The following is a 17,403-nucleotide window of genomic DNA, read 5'->3' as shown; positions in this document are numbered from 1 at the left end:
ACGCCTGGGGCGCGGTATTCCTGCGGGTTTCGGAGTGTGACGTGCGTCGGCGGATCAGCTCGGCAGCTGCCAGCGCACCTCGGGGAAGCGCTGGAAGTCGGCGTCGTAGGTGACGACAGTCGCGCGATGTTCGATCGCGAGCGACGCGATGTGCGCGTCGTTCACGAGGTTGCCCGCCGGCGAGGAGGCGTCGAGCAGACGCCGGAGGATGTCGCCGTGGCGGGCCGTTGGATGGAGGATCTGAGTGCCGGGGTGCGATGTCCACTGCGCGACGATGTCGGTCGCCTCCGCGCCCGTGAGCGGCGCCGGCATCAGTGTCGGGTGGGACGCGATGCGGATGAACGCGAGAAGCGGCTGCCACGCGAAGGCGACGACGTCGGATCCGGAGAGTGCCCGATCCAACCACGTGCGGGCTTCGTCGTGTTGCGGAGCAGAGGAGTTGATCGCGTTGAGGAGGACGTTCGCATCGACGAGTTTCATGCGCGCAGGTGCTTCGCGATGTCTTCGTCGTCGAGGCCTGCGGCGATGGAGTTCGCCTTCGTCAGATCCGTCGTGGGTTGGCCGAGGTCGAAGACGGGGGTGTGAAACGGGGTGCCGATGTCGCCGCGGTCTCGGGCGGAGTCGCGGACGGCGTCGTTGAGCGCACGCTTGAAGCTCACGTGCTCACGCGCCATCCGCTCGCGGAGGGCGCGTTCGACGTCGGGGTCGAGCGTGACGGTCGTGCGCATGGTGACAGCATAGCGTCTGAAGAGCGATGCCTTGCTGTCAATGACGCGCTTGTGTGCGAGGTCAGCGGCGGTGTTCGCTGCGCTCGCAGTCGGTGTGCTCGTCGGTGAGGCGGTGATCTCAATGGCGGTCGGCCTGTCATTCTCCATGTGGCGATGATGTCGGGGAGTTCCGACATTCGTGCGGACGCGGCGCTCAGTAGGGTGGTCGCATGCGGCCTCTCCGTTGGCTCATCCCGCTTCTGCTCGTGCCGGTGACGTTCTACGGATGCGGAGCGCTAAGTGCGTGGCTGTCGCGGACGTACGAACACGATGGGTCGGCCGCCGGTGGGTGGATGGTCGCTGTGTTCATCGTCGTGTATCTCGCCATGTTCGTCCTGCCGCTCACCGCATTGATCGTGTGCATCGTGCAGGCAGTGAAGGTGCATCGCCGCTGGCGGCGATCCCGCGGCCGGTTCACGAAGAGCGAGCAGGGTCAGATCGAGTCGCACCGCAGTGACGCGACCGCCTGGAATCACGCGGCACATCTTCGCAGAGCGCTGATCGCGCGCGAGGTGCCGGCGACGATCGGCCGACCGTGGGAGATCGTGCCGTATCCCGACGAGGAGTTCTTCCTCGACGCGCCCGCGCAGTACTCGCGCTATTACGGACAGGACGTCGCGTACGACCAGACGTCTGCTTTCGTGTTCGGGCACCCCGCGTTCGTCGTCGGTGCGCTTGCCGTGACGGCGATCTCGAACGGCGCCGCGCGCAACGCCGCCCGCCGGCAAGCGGCGGAGCAATGGCGCGAGCACCAGGCGGTACGGGTGATCGTCACGAACCGGCGATTGATCTGTGTCGTCGGGGGACGACCGCTCACGTTCGACTACACGGCGATGGTCGCCGTGTACCCGGAAGTCGCGCAGCGCACCCTCGTCTGCCAGTTCGACGGCGCCGAACCGCTGATGTTGCACGGCATACACGTGCCGCCGATGGCCGTGCTGACGACGATGATGACGCTCGGCCCTGACGCAGTCGCGCGGCACCCGAGCCTGACCGTGCTGGACCTGCAGATCGATCCGGATCGACACGCCGTCGTGTAGGTGGGTGACGTCAGGGCCTGCGTTGGTGCTATGCGTCGTCGACGCGGCGGGAGCGGATCCGTTCGACTTCGCGGTGGATCATCCCGAGCAGCAGGTCGTTGAGTTCGAGGCCCTGTGCCGCGGCTTCGGTGGTGAGCGCGGCGCGCAGCTCGTCGGAGACGTCGACGTCGATCGTTGTCGTCACAGGTCACTCGTTCTGTCGTGCGCTCAGGCGACGAGCGGCGCGATCGCGTCGATCTCGTCCTGGTGCTTGTCCTTCTCGACCTCCAGATCGAAGTCGAGTTGAAGGTTGAGGAAGAAGCGCTCGCTCATGCCGAGCGCCTTCGAGATGCGGATCCCCGTCTCGGGGGTGATTCGTCGCTTGCCGTGGACGATCTCGTTGATGCGCCGGGGCGGCACGCCGATCGTCTTCGCGAGGCGATACTGCGAGATCCCCATGGGCCGCAGGAACTCCGCGAGCAGAACCTCGCCCGGCGTGATCGGATCGTATGCCTGCTCTGTCATCGCCCCTCCTGTCGCGCCTTCGCCGTCGTTGCGTTTGCACGGGACGGCAAGCCGCGCCAATAGTAACGCGACGCGTTAATACCTGTCGAGCGTCCTGTCCGCGCGCTTCACTGGATCCATGGACGCCGAGCCCACGACCGCCGCCGACGTCATCGACGCCCTGCGCGCGGAGGCGGATCCGGATCAGGCGGAGAAGATCCGCCGGCGCGTGCGCGAGCCGGAGCCGGTCATCGGCGTGCGCATGGGCACGCTGTTCGGCATCGCGAAGCAGGCGACGGATCTGCCGCGGGCGGAGATCCTCGCGCTGATCGACGACGATGCCTACGAGCCGCGTTTGACCGCCTTCTGCATCCTCAACTTCCTCGCCCGCCGGCGGCTGTCGGACGAGGAGCGGACGGAGCTCGCGCAGCTCTACCTGGATCACCACGACGCGATCACGACGTGGGACATGGTCGATCGCGCGGCTCCGCGCGTGATCGGCTGGCCGCTGATGATCGGCGCGTTCGGCGGATGGGACGCGTCGCGCGGCGAGCTGGGGATCGTCGCCGAGCTCGCCGGATCCGCGGATCCGCTGCGCCGCCGCTCCGCGATCACGGCGCCGCTGTGGTTCATCCGGAAGGGCACCGACGCCGATGTGACGCAGGGGCTGCGCGTCGCGGAGATGCTGGGCGACGACGCGGATCCGTATGTGCGGTCGGCCGTGAAGACGTACCGGAAGCACGCCGCGCGGTGGGTGGGGTGAGGGCGGGGCGCCGGACGCTCGCTACGTCGTGCGCAGGTGCCGCGCGCATGCGTCGACGATCGCGGCAGCTGCTTCGATGGCCTCCGCGACGTCCTGTCTCGTCGCTGTCGGACGGTCGTCGTCGGGATATTCGGTGGCGTTGCGCACCTGGCGCATCCAGTCGAAATCCTGCAGCGATGCGTCCTCAACGAACGCCGCGGCGGCGATGCCCGTGTTGCGATGCGCTCCGCCGACCGGTCGGACACGCAGTCCTTCCCGGGCGAGGACGGCGGTGAGCGCCTTCCGTGCGCCGTCGTAGGCGGCGGTGAAGGCCATCGCGTGGTCGTCCGTCGTGGCGAGGACGCGCGCCGTGCGGACGTGCTGCTCGGCCAGTCTGATCACGCTCAACGCGTGTTCGCGGTTCGCGGCCACGCGCTCGAGCCTGCGGTTCTGGAGCATCTGGTCGATCGCGTCAGGCATCGACGTCGCCTGTCATCACGTCGACGAGGGGGCGCGATCGGATCGTCAGGACGAATGGCGAGGCATCCTCTGACTCCCAGTCTTCGACGGACAGCCGGGCGATGTTCACCGGCATGTCGAGCCGAGTGCCGGCTTCCGATGCGATTGTCGCCAGCTTTCGCCGTGGGGTGTCTCCGACGACGAGCACATCGATGTCATTCGGGAACGCTCCGCTTTCTCCCGCCCGTCGTGCGGCCCAGGAGCCGTAGATGAGCAGCCGGGCCACTCCTTCGACGCCCTCGAACAGCTCGCGCAGGACGGGAATCGGCCCATAGGTTGCGGCGATCAGATTCCTCATGAGCGCGAACAGCGGATGCTCGGTGTTGGCGCGGACGAGGCGATTGCGTCCCTCCGTGCGATCGCGAAGGATCTCGTTGTCGACGAGCCGACCGACCTCACGGTGCACGACTGGACCACTGATCCCGGTTCGTCGTCCGAGTTCGGCGAGCGCGACCTCCTGGTCAGGGTGGCCGAGCGTCTCCGCGAGGATCGCCCCGAGCGCATCGGAACGCACGAACGGCGTCAGCTGCGGTGGACGAGTCTTCACAGAACGAGAAGATATCTTCTCGATAAGGGAAGCGTCAAGGGGTGCCTGGCGGCGCATCGAAGCCGCGCGGCGGGCGGATGGGGCGCGGCGGTCGGTACGCCGGAGATACGCCCGATCGACGGATCCGATCGGCGGGGCCGGTCCGTCAGATCGGCTCATCTCCGTCGATGCGGCTCACGACTCGTCCCACACTCGCGCATACACGTCGCTGACCAGCGGCCACACGACCCGGATCCCCTCGGCGACGGTCGCGATGTCGCCGGGCGGGTCGAGGATGACGAACTCGTGGGGGATGACGCGCCCCGCATCGTCGCGGCGGCCCTCGGGATCGGGGAAGCGGAGGGCGATGGCGTCGCCCGCCCGGACGCATACCGCCTCGTCGTCCCCGGCGTCCGCGAACGCCCGCTCGTAGACCGGGAGGGGATCCGCGTGTCCGCCGTCGCGGAGGAATCGGAACCCCCAGCGCCTGCCGCGGGTGGCCCAGATGAGGTTCATCGCCGGCTCCGGAGCAGCACGCGCTCCTGCTCGCCGCGTTCGAGGTCGAGGCGGAATCCGGTGAGCATCGCCGCGAGGTAGTCGTGTTTGGCGCGGGCGGTCGCGTTCGCTTCGCGCAGCTTCGCGCCTGCGAGGTCGGCGGCCTGTTCGAGGGCGGGGCCGGCGAAGACGGCGCCGAGGATCCCCTGTGCGATGCGCAGCGGGCCGGGCAGCGGCACCTTGCCGAGGAGGGCGACGGCCGTGGCGGTCACGCCGAGGGCGCCGGCGCCGCTGTCGAGGAGCTGTTCGGCGACCTTCCCGGGGATCCGCTTGGCGCCGGCCCAGCGCACGTGGCGTTCGAGGGGGAGCGTCGCGGCGAGGGGGAGGACGAGGTCGACGCCGACGCGCTCTCTCACCTGGATCCGGTCGGGTTCGAAGCGCGCCGAGGAGAGGAGCACGAAGTCCTCGCCGACGGAGAGGGCGTCGCGCGCTTCGACGAATCCCTCGATCACCTTGCGGAGCTCGTCGATGTCCTCGCCCGCCTTGCCGATGAGGAGGTCGCGGAAGGCGAAGGCATCGAGGTCGGGCAGGAGGTCGGCTTTGGACAGCGCCATCACCCAGATGCGCGGGAAGCGCACGAGGGGCTTGCCGGCGTCGAGGAGGTCGTCGCGCAGGGAGAGGAGGCCGTTGCGGAAGTTGCCGAAGAGCGACTTGAGGTAACGCTCCTCCTCGCCGGCGTTGTCGAGCAGCCGCTGCCCGTCGACGAGGAACAGGGCGACGTCGGATCCGAGGAGCGCGCGGAACGTGTCGACGCGGCGGCGCTGTTCGACCTGCCCGCTGACGCCCTGCTCGAACCATTCGCCGGGATAGTCGTGCCACACGAGCCGCACGGCGTCGAACGGGCGGTTCTTCGCGCGGCGGGCGTTCGGCGGATCCTTCGGACGGATCGTGAAGGCATACGACGTGGAGTCGAATCGGGTGGCGTCGGGGAGCCGCGCCGAATCCTTCATCCCCAGGTAGTTGCGGTGCAGGCGCGAGCCCTGCCCCGTGTCGTCGGCGATGACATCGAAGAGGCTCGCGCGGAGGAACTCGGGCTCCTGCGTTGCGCCGAAGAACGACGACGCGAGCACGGTCTTCCCGCTGCCGCTCTCCCCGAAGACCGCGATGTGCTGTTCGACGGCTCGTCTGGTCGGCATCGCGGATCCTCTCGTCGTGGGGTGGCGGTTGAGGGTCACGGTAGCCGACGGGGCGGGGCGGATCCGCGGATCGCGTCAGCCTCGTCCGCGCTGTCCCGTGCGTTCCCCACCGAACATCGCTGATGTGACGCCCTCGAGCAGGTCCCCGGGTTCGACGTCGAGGGCCTCGGCGATCCGCACGAGCGAGTGCACGTTCATCATCGATCGCCCCGATTCGTAGCTGCGGATGTTCGACGAATCGATGTGGCTGGCGACCGCGAGCTGATCCTGCGTCATCGCCTGCCGGGTGCGGAACGACGCGATCCGCGCGCCGACATGAGCGGCGGCAGCAGAGGGAACGCGAGGCACCGGACAAGCGTCATCGACACCGGTCGAGCGCGCCAGGGCGCATATGCCCGGGTACTTGTACACTCGGCGGTATGCAGGTGGGGAATCGGAATCTCGGGCCGAGTCGGGGCGTCGCTCGATGAAGACGGAGGTCATGGGTCCGAGGGACGTGTTCTACCGTCCGACCCGCCTCGTGGTGCCGCTCTTTCAGCGCCCCTACGTCTGGTCGCAGGAGCTGCAATGGCAGCCGCTGTGGGAGGACATCGTCCGGCTCATCGAGGTGATCGAGAGCCATGACCCGCGCGCGACCCACTTTCTGGGCGCCATCGTCACGCAGCAGGGCCCGGCGTCGTTGGGTGGGCTCCCCACATGGAACGTCATCGACGGGCAGCAGCGCCTGACGACCCTGCAGCTGTTCCTCGACGCGATGCACTCGTCGTTCGACTATCGCGGGTTCACGAGTCTTGCTCAGCGGGTGTTGCCGCTGATTGAGAACGCGGAACACGAGCGGTCGAAGGACGAGGACCGCTACAAGGTCTGGCCGACGAACCGTGACCGCGAGGGGTTCGCGGCCGTGATGTCGCTGCCGGTCGGCGCGAACTACGGCGATATCCCCCGCACACGGATGCGCGACGCGCGCGAGTTCTTCTCAGCGGTCATCGGTGAGTGGCTCGGTCGCGGGGACGACGCCGAGGGGCGAGCTGCGACGCTGGCGAACACGGTCATGACCCGCCTGGAGATCGCGAGCATCACCCTCGACGCGAACGAAGACGCGCAGGCGATCTTCGAGACGCTCAACGCGCGTGGAACGCCGTTGTCGGCAGCCGACCTGACCAAGAACTTCGTGTTCCAGCAGCTTCCCGAGGAAGAGACGGAGGCGGCCTATCGACAGTACTGGGCTGACTTCGAGACCTCGTGGTGGGAGGAGTCGGTCACCTCCGGTCGAGTCAGGAACACCCGCTCATCGCTGTTTCTCTGGCAATGGCTCGTAGCGCGCACGCTCAACGACTTCCCGATTCGCGAGGTGTTCACGCAGTTCAAGCACTACGTGAGCACGACGGCGAAGGACATCGGATCCCTGCTGCCGCAGATCAAGCGGGCCGCGGACCGCTATCGCTCGGTGATCGAGGGATCCTCGAATCCCGTCGGCGAGCTGAGCAGAGTCGAGCTCTTCAGCTATCGCGTCGACGCGCTCGGCACTGACGTCGCGCGTCCACTGATCATCTGGCTCGACGAGCCGGAGCAGGCGGGTATCTCGGAAGTTGACCGCACCCGGATCCTTGAGACGCTCGAGAGCTGGTTCGTGCGGCGGGCGCTCGCGAAGGCGCCGTCGCAGGGATCCAACAGGACGATCGTCGACCTCACCCGGCACGCCAGCGCACAGGCACCGGAGCGCGTCGCGCAGGCGGTCATCGACTTTCTCGCGAGCAGTGGTGCGGCTACGGCGTACTGGCCGGATGACGCCGAGGTGCGTTCCGTCGTGAGTGAGGCACGCGCCTACCGGGTGTACCGCCAGTCGATCCAGCGGATGGTCTTCGAAGCGCTCGAGGACGTCAAGCGCGGATACCCCGACGGGCGACGCTTCGCGATGGGCCCGATCGTGCGCGGCAAGGCCACGATCGAGCACCTCATGCCGCAGAAGTGGCGCAAGAGCTGGTTCGCTGAATTGAGCGACGACGAGCAGGCCATGCGGGATCACCGGATCCAGCAACTCGGCAACCTCACGATCGTCACGCAATCGCTGAACACGCGCGTCTCGAACGGGCCGTGGGAGCAGAAGCGGGACCACTTCCTGCGCTCCGACGACGTGCTCATCACGAAAGACGCGATCGATCTCGCCGGGGAGACCGGCTGGGACGAGGGCGCCATCGAGCGGCGCACGGCGCAGCTGGTCGATCAGATCCTCGCGGTCTGGCCGGTGCCCGAAGGCCACATCGGGCGGACCGAGACGACGGCGCAGTCGTCTTCGTCGAACGCCGTCGGCTTGGCGCAGCTCGTCGACGCCGGATGGCTCGAGGCGGGAGCGCGCCTGGTGCCGGGCGGCAGTTACCTCACCGAAGGCGTCGAGGCGACGATCGTGCAGGACGGGCGGATCCACGTCGGCGGGATACCGCACGACACCCCCTCAGGAGCGGGCCGCGCGGTGCTCGGGCACGGCGTGAACGGCTGGTGGTACTGGGCGCTCGCCGGGACGGAACGACGGCTGTCGCACGTGCGCGATGAGTACCTCGCGAGCGTGGGGGATGCACCGGCCGATGCGGAGGACGAATTCGAAGGAGACGGCCGATGACCACTGTGAACGCGCCGGCGCTGAATATTGTCGGATCGAGCACGGTTGCGTGGGCGGATGCGCCCACGGGCACGTCCAGCGCTATCGTCGTCCTCGGCCGCGACGATGCCGGAGCAGGGGCAATCCAAGTCGGTGTCGCTCGACTTGCCTTGCGGCCGACGAAGGGGGTACTCGACGACCTCTGGAAGTCTCGAGGCAAGCGGGCTCCCATGGGATTCATCGTCGCAGCTGTCACCCCTGACGGCGTATGGATTCACTATCCATCCGCGGACGCGCCGCCCATCGGGCCGGTTACGGTCGGCCAGGCGGAGCGTCAGCTCCAGTCCGTGCTGGAGGAGGAGAACGGGCTCGCCGCGCACGGGCGAATCCGTGCCATCCAAGAGGCGATGTCCTCGGCAGGTACATACGGCTTCTCCAACCACTTCCTGTTCGCCACCTATCACTTGAACCGCGACGTACCTCGCCGCCCGGATTGGGAGTCGGCAGGTCAGAAGGCGACGCCGATCCTTCCTAAGCGCGGCATCGAGCTGGTCACCGCGCTCGGGTTCGACGCCCAGCCCGCCGGATCGGAGCGCCTGCTCGTCCTGCGCACCTCGAGCGGCCCGCGGCGTGGCATCGCGGTGCTGCTGCGTGACGACGAGCACTTCGATCAGAAGTCCGTGACGTACCAACTCACGCCCGTCGCGAAGGCGATGGAGATCGCTGGCCGTGAGGACGTGCCGTGGGTGATCGCGCTACGCAAGTCCACCCTGCGGCTCTACCCCGGACGTGACGGCGTGGGTGTCGGCCAGCGCGGCCAGTCCGAGACCTACTTCGAGCTGGCTCTCGACCTGCTCGCGCCCGAGCAGGCCGCGCTGCTCACGCTCATCTTCTCCGCCGATGCGCTCGACGCGGATGGATCCGCGCAGCAGATCCTCGACGGCTCGGGCAAGTACGCCGCGGACCTCGGCACGCGCCTGCGCGACCGTGTGTACGAAGGCGTCGTGCCTCGGGTCGCGCTCGCCATCGCCGATCAGCTTTCGCCGCTCGGGCTCGCGCTTGACGCTGCAGGCCTTCAGATCGCGTACCGGCTCACGATGCGCGTCCTGTTCCGGCTGCTATTCCAGGCATACGGGGAGGCGACCGAGCTGCTACCTGCGGGCCGCAACGTCAACTACGATGCGAACTCGCTCCAGGCGTTCATCATCCGCGAGATCGGCACCGGCCCCGACCAGTTCTCCACCGAGTCGGCCGCGATCTGGTCAGACCTCACGCAGGTGTGGGAGGTCATCTTCCACGGCAACTCCCGCTGGGAGGTGCCTGCCTACGGCGGTAGCCTGTTCGACCCGGCCACCGAGGAAGGCGCGCTGCTCGCCCGCGTCAAGCTCACCGACAGCGTGATCGGCCCGGCGCTCCAGGAACTACTCAGCGAGGAGACCGTCGACCAGACCTGGGGGCCGGTGGACTTCCGCAGCCTCCAGGTGCGCGAGTTCGGCACCATCTACGAGGGCCTGTTGGAATCCAGCCTCTCGCTCGCCGAGCAGGATCTCACCGTCGACAGGAACGGCGCATACGTCCCCGCAAAGGACGATGATGAGGTCGTCGCTCCGGCGGGACGCCCGTACTTCCACTCGGCATCGGGGGAGCGCAAGGCGACCGGCTCGTACTACACGCCGAAGATCGTCGTGGATCACCTCATCGAGCGGTCGGTCGAGCCCGCGCTGAAAGCGCATCTCGATCGGATCAAGGCCCTCATGGACGAGGGCAAGGAACGCCTGGCCGCCGACGCCTTCTTCGACTTCCGCGTCGCCGACCTGGCGATGGGCTCCGCGCACTTCCTCGTCGCGGCCGTGGACAAGATCGAGCGCGGCATGCGCGATTTCCTCACGGACACCGAGGTGCCCGGCGTTCGCGCTGAACTTGCCCGGCTCGCGGAGAAGGCACGCGAGGCGCTCGGGCAGGACACCGATGGCGCGAAGGCGATCACAGACGGCCAGCTCCTACGCCGTCAGGTGGCCCGGCGCTGCATCTACGGCCTCGACATCAACCCGCTCGCCGTCGAACTGTCGCAGCTCGCGCTCTGGATTCACACCTTCGTGCCCGGGTTGCCGATGTCGAGCCTCGACCACGGACTGGTCCTCGCCAACTCCCTCACCGGCATCGGCACGATCGACGAGGCGATGGACGCGCTGAAGGCCGACGGCCTATTCGAGCAGATCATCCGTGAACCGCTGGCAGCAGCACGGGAACTCCTCATCGACTACGCGAACGCTTCCGAAGCCGACAAATCCGAAGTCACCGCGGGTGCCGAAGTGCTGGCGAAAGCGCGAGCCGCCGCCGCCCCAGCCAAGGCGATCTTCGACGTGGCCGTCGCCAAGCGCCTCGGCGTGACGATTGACGAGGCATGGAATGCCGAGCAGTTCGCAGCACTCGCGGCGATGCGGGAGGTGCGCGAAGCCGTCGACCCGCTCCAGCCCGCGCACATGCCGTTCCTGTTTCCCGAGGTGTTCCTCCGAGAGCGGCCGGGTTTCGATGTGCTGGTCGGGAACCCGCCGTGGGAGGCGCCATACTTGAAGGAGGACCGCTGGTGGAACCTCAGATTCCCCGGCGTAATCCTGCTCGACGATTACGCTAAAGATCAGCGAATCAATGCGCTCCGCTCCGAACGCCCTGATCTTGCGGCAGCATTCGTCGCAGAAGCCGAGGTCCAGGATCGAATGCGAACTGCCCTCCTCAAGCGCCGGTGGCCGGGGCTTGGATCGGGGCATGTAGATCTGTACCAGGCGTTCGCTTGGAGTAACTGGGACACAGTTCGTGAGCGCGGACGCATTGGGCTTGTGCTCCCGCGCGGAGCGCAATCAGGGTCTGGCCTTGAGCAATGGCGTCGTCGCGTAGTCGAAGAAGGTACTTTCGCCTCCGTATGCCTCATCGAGAATGCTGGGCGATGGGCGTTCGACATGGAGCCTCGCTACACAATCGGGCTTACCGTCATTGAGCGATCGCCAGGAACCGAAGTGAGTTTCGGGGGCCCGTTCACGTCGGAGCTCTCCTTCCGTAGCGGTGTGTCTTCACTTGCGTCGGTTCCCGTTCCTGAGTTTCTTACCTGGACCGAAACCGCGGCTTTCCTGGCGATTCCCGATGGGCAGTCGGTTGACGTGTTTCGCGTGATGAAGCGACACCGCCCCTTTGGACAAGGAGGTGAGGGCTGGAGGCTCCGCCCGACCCGTGGCGACCTGTTGATGTGGAAGTCGATCGCCCGAGCGACAGAGGACCCCGTTCTGCTGAGAAGTGGGCGTTCCTTCAACATCTGGGATGCTGACGCCGACTCTCCGCGTGCTGGGCTGGACTCGCATGAGTTCCGGCGTGCCTACCTCGGATACCTCGCGTCCGCAGGGCGTAATCGGAGGTCAGCGCATTTCGGGCGCAGCTACGAGATGGATGACTTGCCCATCGACCGCCCCAGGATCGCTACGCGGTGGATCAGCCGTGCCACTGACAGTCGTACCTGTATCGTTGCGCTGCTTCCTCCGGGATGCGCGACGGATGACTCAGCGTCCGTGATGCACTTGCTTCAGGGCGGGCCAAGAGACGAGGCGTTCGCTCTCGGAGTGCTGGCGTCAATCCCGTTCGACTGGCAGGTACGCCTTCTCACGGAGATGAACTTCACGTTCGAGGTGCTCAACGCAATGGGCGTTCCAACCAGAGATGAATCCGGCGTCCTCGCAGATCGGATCATGAGGATTGCCGGTCGCCTCGCTGCGGTCGATGAGCGATATGCGACATGGGCTGCTGAGGTTGGCGTCGAAGTTGGCACTGCCAACTCCGAACCGACGAAGACGGAACTCATCGCTGAACTCGACGCGCTTGTGTCGCTCCTGTATGGGCTGACGCCGGAGCATACGGAGCACGTCTTTGCGACGTTCCATCGCGGATGGAATTACGTCGCACGGCTCGAGCGTGTCCTCGCGTACTACGAGCAGTGGAGGGGCGCGGAATGACCGACCAGCTTCCCGTGTTTGCGACGAACCGGATCGCACCGCCAATGACGGTGCGCGAGGAGGTGCGCCGCCTGTTCCGGGTGAATCGCGAGGCGCTTGCGGTGCCGCCGAGCGCCGCGATTGCGACGGCATACATCAATCCGGCGGGGTTCCTGCTACTGGCGGACGAGCTGGAGAAGCTGCCGCGCATCCGCGTTCTGCTCGGTGCCGATCCGGTGCCCGATCCGCTGTTGCCGGTGGATGCTGACGCGACCCTCCAGACGCAACTCATTGCGGCGCTGACCGATCATGTGCACTGGCTGAAGGCGGAGCGTGATGCGCTCGGCTTTGAGCTGAAGGCCACGCAGTCGGCGCAGCGGCTGGTGGCATGGCTGCGCGCAGCCGACGAGCGAGGTGAGCCGATAGTTGAGATCCGTCGCTTCACCGGCGGATTCCTGCATGGCAAGGCGTTCATCAGTCATCACCCGACGCATCCTGCGTATCTCGCGGGGTCGTCGAACTTGACCTATGCAGGGCTCACCCGCAACGCCGAGCTGAACGTGGGAGCGTCCGGGCAGCATGGGTCGACGCCGCAGGTCATCGACTGGTTCGAGGAATGCTGGGCGGACTCCGAAGCCTTCGACCTCGCTGGCCTGTACGAGCCGTTGTGGGCCGAGCACACCCCGTGGAGCGTCTTCCTCCGCATGCTGCTGGCCCGATACGGAGAGCACCTTGATGACGAGCATGCCGGTCCCACGCGCTTCGAGCTAACCCGGTTCCAGGCCGATGGTGTGAAGCGGATGCGGCGGCTACTGGATGAGATCGGCGGCGTGCTCGTCGCCGACGAGGTGGGTCTGGGCAAGACCTTCCTCGCTCTCGAAGTGATCGCCGCGGCCACCGAGAAGCAGCGGCAGCGCGTGCTCGTCGCGGCTCCCGCGGCGCTGAAGGCATCGGTGTGGGACCCGGTGCTGGAGCGGTACGACATCTCCCGACGGGTCTCGGTGCACTCCTACGAGGAGATCCGCAGCCGCATGGACCCGGAGCACCCGGAACATCTCGGGTTCTACGAGCGCGCCGAGGATGCCGCGCTGGTGATCGTGGACGAGGCGCACAACCTGCGGAACGCGGGTGCGGCGCGCTCGGAGGCGCTCGACCGAATTATCCTCGCCGGGCGGCACCCGAAGAAGGTCGTGCTGCTGACCGCAACGCCGGTGAACAACTCGCTCATCGACCTCGAGACGCTGGTCAAGTACTTCATCCGTGACGACGCGCGCTTCGCCTCCATCGGCATCCCGTCGATCCGGAAGTACATTCGCGATGCACAGGCGCTCGACCCGGAGGCGTTAACGCCCGCGCACCTGTTCGACCTGATGGATCAGGTCGCGGTGCGGCGCACCCGGAAGTTCGTCAAGGACAACTACCGCGGTGAGTCGATCGCCGGGCCCGGCGGCAAGAAGATCCCGGTGGAGTTCCCGGATGCGGACGTGCGGCGCGTCGACTACAAACTCGACGGCCCCGGCGAGGAGCTGGTCGACGCCGTGACGTATGCACTCGACATCCCGGAGAACGAGGCCCATGTCGCTTCGTTCGAGGTACGACGCAGCGATCCCGGGCGGCTTCTGCTCGCCCGGTACGTCCCCAGCAGGTACCTGAAGTCCGAGGATCTGGACAAAACCGAGGTCTCGAACATGGGGCTTCTGCGCTCCGCGCTACTCAAGCGTCTCGAATCCTCACCGACCGCACTGGCAGGAACGCTCGGCGTGCTCATCCAGACGCATGAGGCGTTCCTATCCGCACTCGGCAAGGGCACCGTCCTCGTCGGCGGGGCTCTGCGCGACTACGTCAACTCCGAGTCAGAAGACCTCGACGAGATCGTCGCCGGACTCGACGAGGACAGCGAGCACCAGGCCACACCGGCTCGACTGTACGACACTGAGCTACTGGCATCCGACGTCGAACTCGACCTCGTGCTGATCCGTCAACTTCAGTCGCTCGCCGAGGCCGCGGCGCATGACGCCGAGCCGAAGGTCGCGGCGCTGCTGGTCGAACTAGAGCGCGTCGCCGCCGAGGCCGAGAAGCCCGCCGTGACGAACGCGCCCAGCGGCGACCGACGGAAGGTCATCGTGTTCTCCACCTACGCCGACACGATCCGCGATCTGCACGAGCGCCTTGTCGCTGCGCTGGACGCCGTGCCCGACGGCTCGTCCCTCGCTGCCTACCGCAGTCGGGTCGCACCCGCGGTGATCGGCGAGTTCGCCTCGGGTAAGCGCGGCGGCATCGACCAGCCGACCCGCGCGAAAGCGGTCGCCAACTTCGCGCCCCGCACCGCCGGCCAGGTCCGCGACGATGGCAGTCCCATCGAAGCTGACCTCTATGATCTTCTGTTGACCACCGACGTGCTGGCTGAAGGCGTGAACCTCCAGCAGGCCGCACACATCGTCAACTATGACCTACCGTGGAATCCGATGCGCATCGTGCAGCGCCACGGCCGCGTCGACCGTATCGGAAGCCAGCACAAGTCGATCGAACTCGACGTGTTCTTCCCGGCTGAGCACCTCGACGAGTTCCTCGGGCTGGAGCAGACCCTGATCCGCAAGCTCCGACAGGCCGACGCCGCCATCGGCGCGGCCAAGGTGCTCCCAGGGGTCTCGCACTACCCGCCGCAAGAACACTACGACCCCGACGCCATCGTCGGAGAGATCGAAGACCTCATCGAGCAGAGCGGCGGGTCGGCTGCGGGCTCGGGCGAGGAGTACCGCCGTCGCCTCGCCAACGCGCTTGACGCCGACCCGAACCTCCGTGGACGTCTCGAGGATCTGCCCTTCGGCGTCGGCAGCGGGTTCGTGAACCCGACCGTCTCTGGTCGCGCCTTCGTGTTCTGCATGAAGATGGGAGAGACAGGCCACATCTGGTTCCGTAATGTCAACGCCGACGACGCCTGGCGGCCCGTCGCCGATGAAGGCGGCCGAGTCGTGGTCGACGACACCCTGATCTCGCTCGTCACCGCAGACCCTGGCAAGAGTGACAGGCCGCGCTCCCTACCCGACGAAGGGTTCCGCGCCGCCTACGAGGCGTGGGCGCTCGCGCGGGAGGACGCGCACGACGAGTGGATGCGCTCCACTGACCCGAACGCCCTCGCTGCCGAGATCCCGGCGTCTTTCCGAGATGCGCGAGAGGTTGTCCTGAACAAGGGCGGCCACCTCGGCGCGGCTCAGCTCCAGACAATCAAGCGTCTCAACACCGTCCCGACCGCCAAGGCAAGGAAGGCGATGCGAGCTGCGCTACGCACGCCGGGGAAGCCGGAGGTCGTCGTGACCGAGATTGTCCAGGTGCTCGACGAGTTCGGTATCCAGCCTGCAGAGAAGGTTGAACCGCTCCCGCCCATCGCGCTGGATGATGTGCGCCTCATCGCCTGGATGGCGGTCGAGGGAACGAAGGCGGAGCAGACCCTTGCTCCGGACGCTGCGGGGCAGTAGCCGGCGTCTCTAAAGCGATCACGATAATCAACGACTACGGCGACGAGGTCATGAAGGTGTGCGAGGTCTGATGATGAGGTTCGATGCGAACGAGTCGGTGTTCCGAGGATTCGAGTTGCTACGCAGGCGTCTCAACCCCTTGATCCAGGCGCGCATCGATGGCCTCGCATCAGGCAACGTCTGGACGAGCGTGCTGGAGCAGATGGATCGACTGAAGGGGCGCGCGCCTGGCATCTACGGGCGTGAAGATCCAAGTGCCCAGCTTCGGATGCTCACCGAACGGCTCGGGGGACTCGGGTTTCCCTTCGATGAGGGCGTGGTGCCGCCGCGCTACGTGAGCACGCTCGCAAGCGACCTTCGCATCGCCCGCAACAACGTGGCACACGGGAGCCCGATTGACATTCACGACGCGATCCGCGCGCACGACTCCGCGACCAAGCTGCTTGAGACCCTTGGCGACGCTGAGGGGGCCGAGCGTGCCGCGGCCTTGCGTGCCGAAGCGATCGTGGCCGCTGGCGTCACGTTGACGCGCGGTGATGACGTCGGTCCAACGGAGGCCACGGCAGATGTCGAGAGCGAATCGACGCCGACAGACGTCGCGCATCCGTCAGCGCATACATTCACAGATCGCACGGTCGGCGACGCGCGCCTTCCGTGGCAGTCGTGGAGGGTCACGGTCGTCGGCGGGAAGAACGAGCTTGAGAACTTCAGGCGTCGCGCCGTGAAAGAGAAGCTCGACTCGCTCGTCGAGGAGATCGTCGAGTTCGAAGGCCCACTTCACCTCGACCGTCTGATCGACCTCGTGCGCCGATCGTACGTCGTCGGCAAGTTGCATGCGAAGCGCCGCAACGCGGTGGAACGCCAGATTCGTGGATCCGGCCGCATCCACGTCGACGACGACGGGTTCGTCTGGCCAATCGACATCGACGTCGACTCGTGGGTGGTGTTTCGGCCCGCAGACGATCCCCAGAGCAGGCGGCTGCTCCACGAGGTGAGCCCGGTCGAGGTCGCAAACGCGATGCGAACGGTGGTGGAAGAGCACTCCAATCTCTCAGGCGATGCGCTGGACCGCGCAGTGATCGAGGTGTTCGGCGGGGGACGCAAGGTGAGTGCGGTGTCAAGCCGTCTCGCTGATGCACGTCGGCTCTGTGCACAGAAATCCGCGGCGGCGCGCACGTAGTGGCCCCGTCACCGTGACGAACCTTGTGCATCGTCGGAGAGGCCGGCCGTCGAGCGGTTGCACCTGTACGCGGGACTCGACTGAGACCCCGACTTGGCTCACGTTGAGTGGGTTTCCTGGGGTCGCGACCTCGTGACCTGGGATTTCTTCGCGTGGAGTGGTGATTTCAGGGCACTAGCCTGGCGATGTGGCCCCGTTCCTGCGCACTATGAAGACCTCATCGGGAGCGACCGCGGTGCAGATCGTGGAGAAGAAGCGAAGTGTTCGCCGAATCGTCGAGCACCTCGGTTCCGCGCACACGCCCGAGGACGTCGCAGCGCTGAAGGCCGCCGGGCGGCAGAAGATCGCGGGCTCCCAGGCAGAGCTCGACCTCGGCCTCGCGCCGGACCCCGTCAAGGGAGGTCCT

General features: G+C 66.8%; 15 protein-coding genes and 1 pseudogene. 7 read left to right on the top strand and 9 right to left on the bottom strand.

Annotated elements, in window-relative coordinates; translation table 11 throughout:
- Window positions 1–54 precede the first annotated feature (54 nt).
- The gene (locus GB932_RS02680; RefSeq protein WP_156759173.1) at window positions 55–480 is read right to left on the bottom strand and encodes a type II toxin-antitoxin system VapC family toxin; all 426 of its coding nucleotides are present in this window, start codon (window positions 478–480) and stop codon (window positions 55–57) included.
- Window positions 477–728, bottom strand: coding sequence for an antitoxin (locus GB932_RS02675; protein WP_156759172.1), 252 nt, complete (start codon window positions 726–728; stop codon window positions 477–479). Before GB932_RS02675 ends, GB932_RS02680 begins: the two co-directional genes overlap by 4 nt.
- A gap of 209 nt (window positions 729–937) precedes the next feature.
- Here GB932_RS02675 and GB932_RS02670 point away from each other — a divergent pair, with 209 nt between their 5' ends.
- The gene (locus tag GB932_RS02670; protein WP_156759171.1) at window positions 938–1,807 is read left to right on the top strand and encodes a hypothetical protein; all 870 of its coding nucleotides are present in this window, start codon (window positions 938–940) and stop codon (window positions 1,805–1,807) included.
- Window positions 1,808–1,835: 28 nt separating this feature from the next.
- On the opposite strand, the gene GB932_RS02665 is transcribed toward GB932_RS02670, so the two are convergent.
- Window positions 1,836–1,991: a hypothetical protein gene (locus GB932_RS02665; protein WP_156759170.1), complete on the bottom strand. Its 156-nt coding sequence runs from the start codon at window positions 1,989–1,991 to the stop codon at window positions 1,836–1,838.
- 23 nt (window positions 1,992–2,014) lie between these two features.
- Complete coding sequence (locus tag GB932_RS02660) at window positions 2,015–2,311, bottom strand: HigA family addiction module antitoxin (RefSeq protein WP_156759169.1); 297 nt, start codon at window positions 2,309–2,311, stop codon at window positions 2,015–2,017.
- A gap of 118 nt (window positions 2,312–2,429) precedes the next feature.
- On the opposite strand from GB932_RS02660, the gene GB932_RS02655 reads away from it, so the two are divergent.
- A complete protein-coding gene (locus GB932_RS02655) occupies window positions 2,430–3,053 on the top strand; it encodes a DNA alkylation repair protein (RefSeq protein WP_156759168.1) in 624 nt (207 codons plus the stop codon).
- Between the two features lie 21 nt (window positions 3,054–3,074).
- Here GB932_RS02655 and GB932_RS02650 read toward each other — a convergent pair whose 3' ends face one another.
- From GB932_RS02650 to GB932_RS02630, 5 genes are all read right to left on the bottom strand, one after another.
- Complete coding sequence (locus GB932_RS02650) at window positions 3,075–3,512, bottom strand: HEPN domain-containing protein (protein ID WP_156759167.1); 438 nt, start codon at window positions 3,510–3,512, stop codon at window positions 3,075–3,077.
- On the bottom strand, window positions 3,505–4,098 hold the full coding sequence (locus tag GB932_RS02645) for an ArsR family transcriptional regulator (RefSeq protein ID WP_156759166.1): 594 nt from the start codon (window positions 4,096–4,098) through the stop codon (window positions 3,505–3,507). The genes GB932_RS02650 and GB932_RS02645 overlap by 8 nt, the downstream gene beginning before the upstream one ends.
- Before the next feature lie 174 nt (window positions 4,099–4,272).
- A complete protein-coding gene (locus GB932_RS02640) occupies window positions 4,273–4,593 on the bottom strand; it encodes a hypothetical protein (protein ID WP_156759165.1) in 321 nt (106 codons plus the stop codon).
- The gene (locus tag GB932_RS02635; protein ID WP_156759164.1) at window positions 4,590–5,768 is read right to left on the bottom strand and encodes an ATP/GTP-binding protein; all 1,179 of its coding nucleotides are present in this window, start codon (window positions 5,766–5,768) and stop codon (window positions 4,590–4,592) included. The genes GB932_RS02640 and GB932_RS02635 overlap by 4 nt, the downstream gene beginning before the upstream one ends.
- A 75-nt stretch (window positions 5,769–5,843) precedes the next feature.
- Complete coding sequence (locus GB932_RS02630; RefSeq protein WP_197517263.1) at window positions 5,844–6,116, bottom strand: helix-turn-helix domain-containing protein; 273 nt, start codon at window positions 6,114–6,116, stop codon at window positions 5,844–5,846.
- Window positions 6,117–6,249: 133 nt separating this feature from the next.
- On the opposite strand from GB932_RS02630, the gene GB932_RS02625 reads away from it, so the two are divergent.
- From GB932_RS02625 to GB932_RS21495, 5 genes and pseudogenes are all read left to right on the top strand, one after another.
- Window positions 6,250–8,385: a GmrSD restriction endonuclease domain-containing protein gene (locus GB932_RS02625; RefSeq protein WP_231915966.1), complete on the top strand. Its 2,136-nt coding sequence runs from the start codon at window positions 6,250–6,252 to the stop codon at window positions 8,383–8,385.
- On the top strand, window positions 8,382–12,362 hold the full coding sequence (locus tag GB932_RS02620; RefSeq protein WP_231915965.1) for an Eco57I restriction-modification methylase domain-containing protein: 3,981 nt from the start codon (window positions 8,382–8,384) through the stop codon (window positions 12,360–12,362). The genes GB932_RS02625 and GB932_RS02620 overlap by 4 nt, the downstream gene beginning before the upstream one ends.
- Window positions 12,359–15,817 carry an SNF2-related protein gene (locus GB932_RS02615; RefSeq protein ID WP_156759161.1) on the top strand — a complete coding sequence of 1,153 codons (3,459 nt, stop codon included), beginning with the start codon at window positions 12,359–12,361 and terminating at the stop codon, window positions 15,815–15,817. The genes GB932_RS02620 and GB932_RS02615 overlap by 4 nt, the downstream gene beginning before the upstream one ends.
- 70 nt (window positions 15,818–15,887) lie before the next feature.
- A complete protein-coding gene (locus GB932_RS02610) occupies window positions 15,888–16,997 on the top strand; it encodes a DUF3320 domain-containing protein (RefSeq protein WP_156759160.1) in 1,110 nt (369 codons plus the stop codon).
- A 187-nt stretch (window positions 16,998–17,184) separates the two neighbouring features.
- A pseudogene (locus GB932_RS21495) lies at window positions 17,185–17,403 on the top strand (IS1634 family transposase); the annotation flags it as partial.

The sequence above is a fragment of the Microbacterium karelineae genome (genome assembly GCF_009745985.1).
GTDB lineage: Bacteria > Actinomycetota > Actinomycetes > Actinomycetales > Microbacteriaceae > Microbacterium > Microbacterium karelineae.
The sequence above is the reverse complement of the archived record's forward strand: the minus strand, read 5'-3'. Positions and strand labels throughout refer to the sequence as shown.

Coding starts and splice junctions, on each gene's coding strand:
- GB932_RS02660 (WP_156759169.1), bottom strand. CDS start 2,311: ATGACAGAGCAGGCATACGATCCGATCACGCCGGGCGAGGTTCTGCTC.
- GB932_RS02620 (WP_231915965.1), top strand. CDS start 8,382: ATGACCACTGTGAACGCGCCGGCGCTGAATATTGTCGGATCGAGCACG.
- GB932_RS02610 (WP_156759160.1), top strand. CDS start 15,888: ATGATGAGGTTCGATGCGAACGAGTCGGTGTTCCGAGGATTCGAGTTG.
- GB932_RS02655 (WP_156759168.1), top strand. CDS start 2,430: ATGGACGCCGAGCCCACGACCGCCGCCGACGTCATCGACGCCCTGCGC.
- GB932_RS02670 (WP_156759171.1), top strand. CDS start 938: ATGCGGCCTCTCCGTTGGCTCATCCCGCTTCTGCTCGTGCCGGTGACG.
- GB932_RS02615 (WP_156759161.1), top strand. CDS start 12,359: ATGACCGACCAGCTTCCCGTGTTTGCGACGAACCGGATCGCACCGCCA.
- GB932_RS02640 (WP_156759165.1), bottom strand. CDS start 4,593: ATGAACCTCATCTGGGCCACCCGCGGCAGGCGCTGGGGGTTCCGATTC.
- GB932_RS02680 (WP_156759173.1), bottom strand. CDS start 480: ATGAAACTCGTCGATGCGAACGTCCTCCTCAACGCGATCAACTCCTCT.
- GB932_RS02635 (WP_156759164.1), bottom strand. CDS start 5,768: ATGCCGACCAGACGAGCCGTCGAACAGCACATCGCGGTCTTCGGGGAG.
- GB932_RS02675 (WP_156759172.1), bottom strand. CDS start 728: ATGCGCACGACCGTCACGCTCGACCCCGACGTCGAACGCGCCCTCCGC.
- GB932_RS02650 (WP_156759167.1), bottom strand. CDS start 3,512: ATGCCTGACGCGATCGACCAGATGCTCCAGAACCGCAGGCTCGAGCGC.
- GB932_RS02625 (WP_231915966.1), top strand. CDS start 6,250: ATGGGTCCGAGGGACGTGTTCTACCGTCCGACCCGCCTCGTGGTGCCG.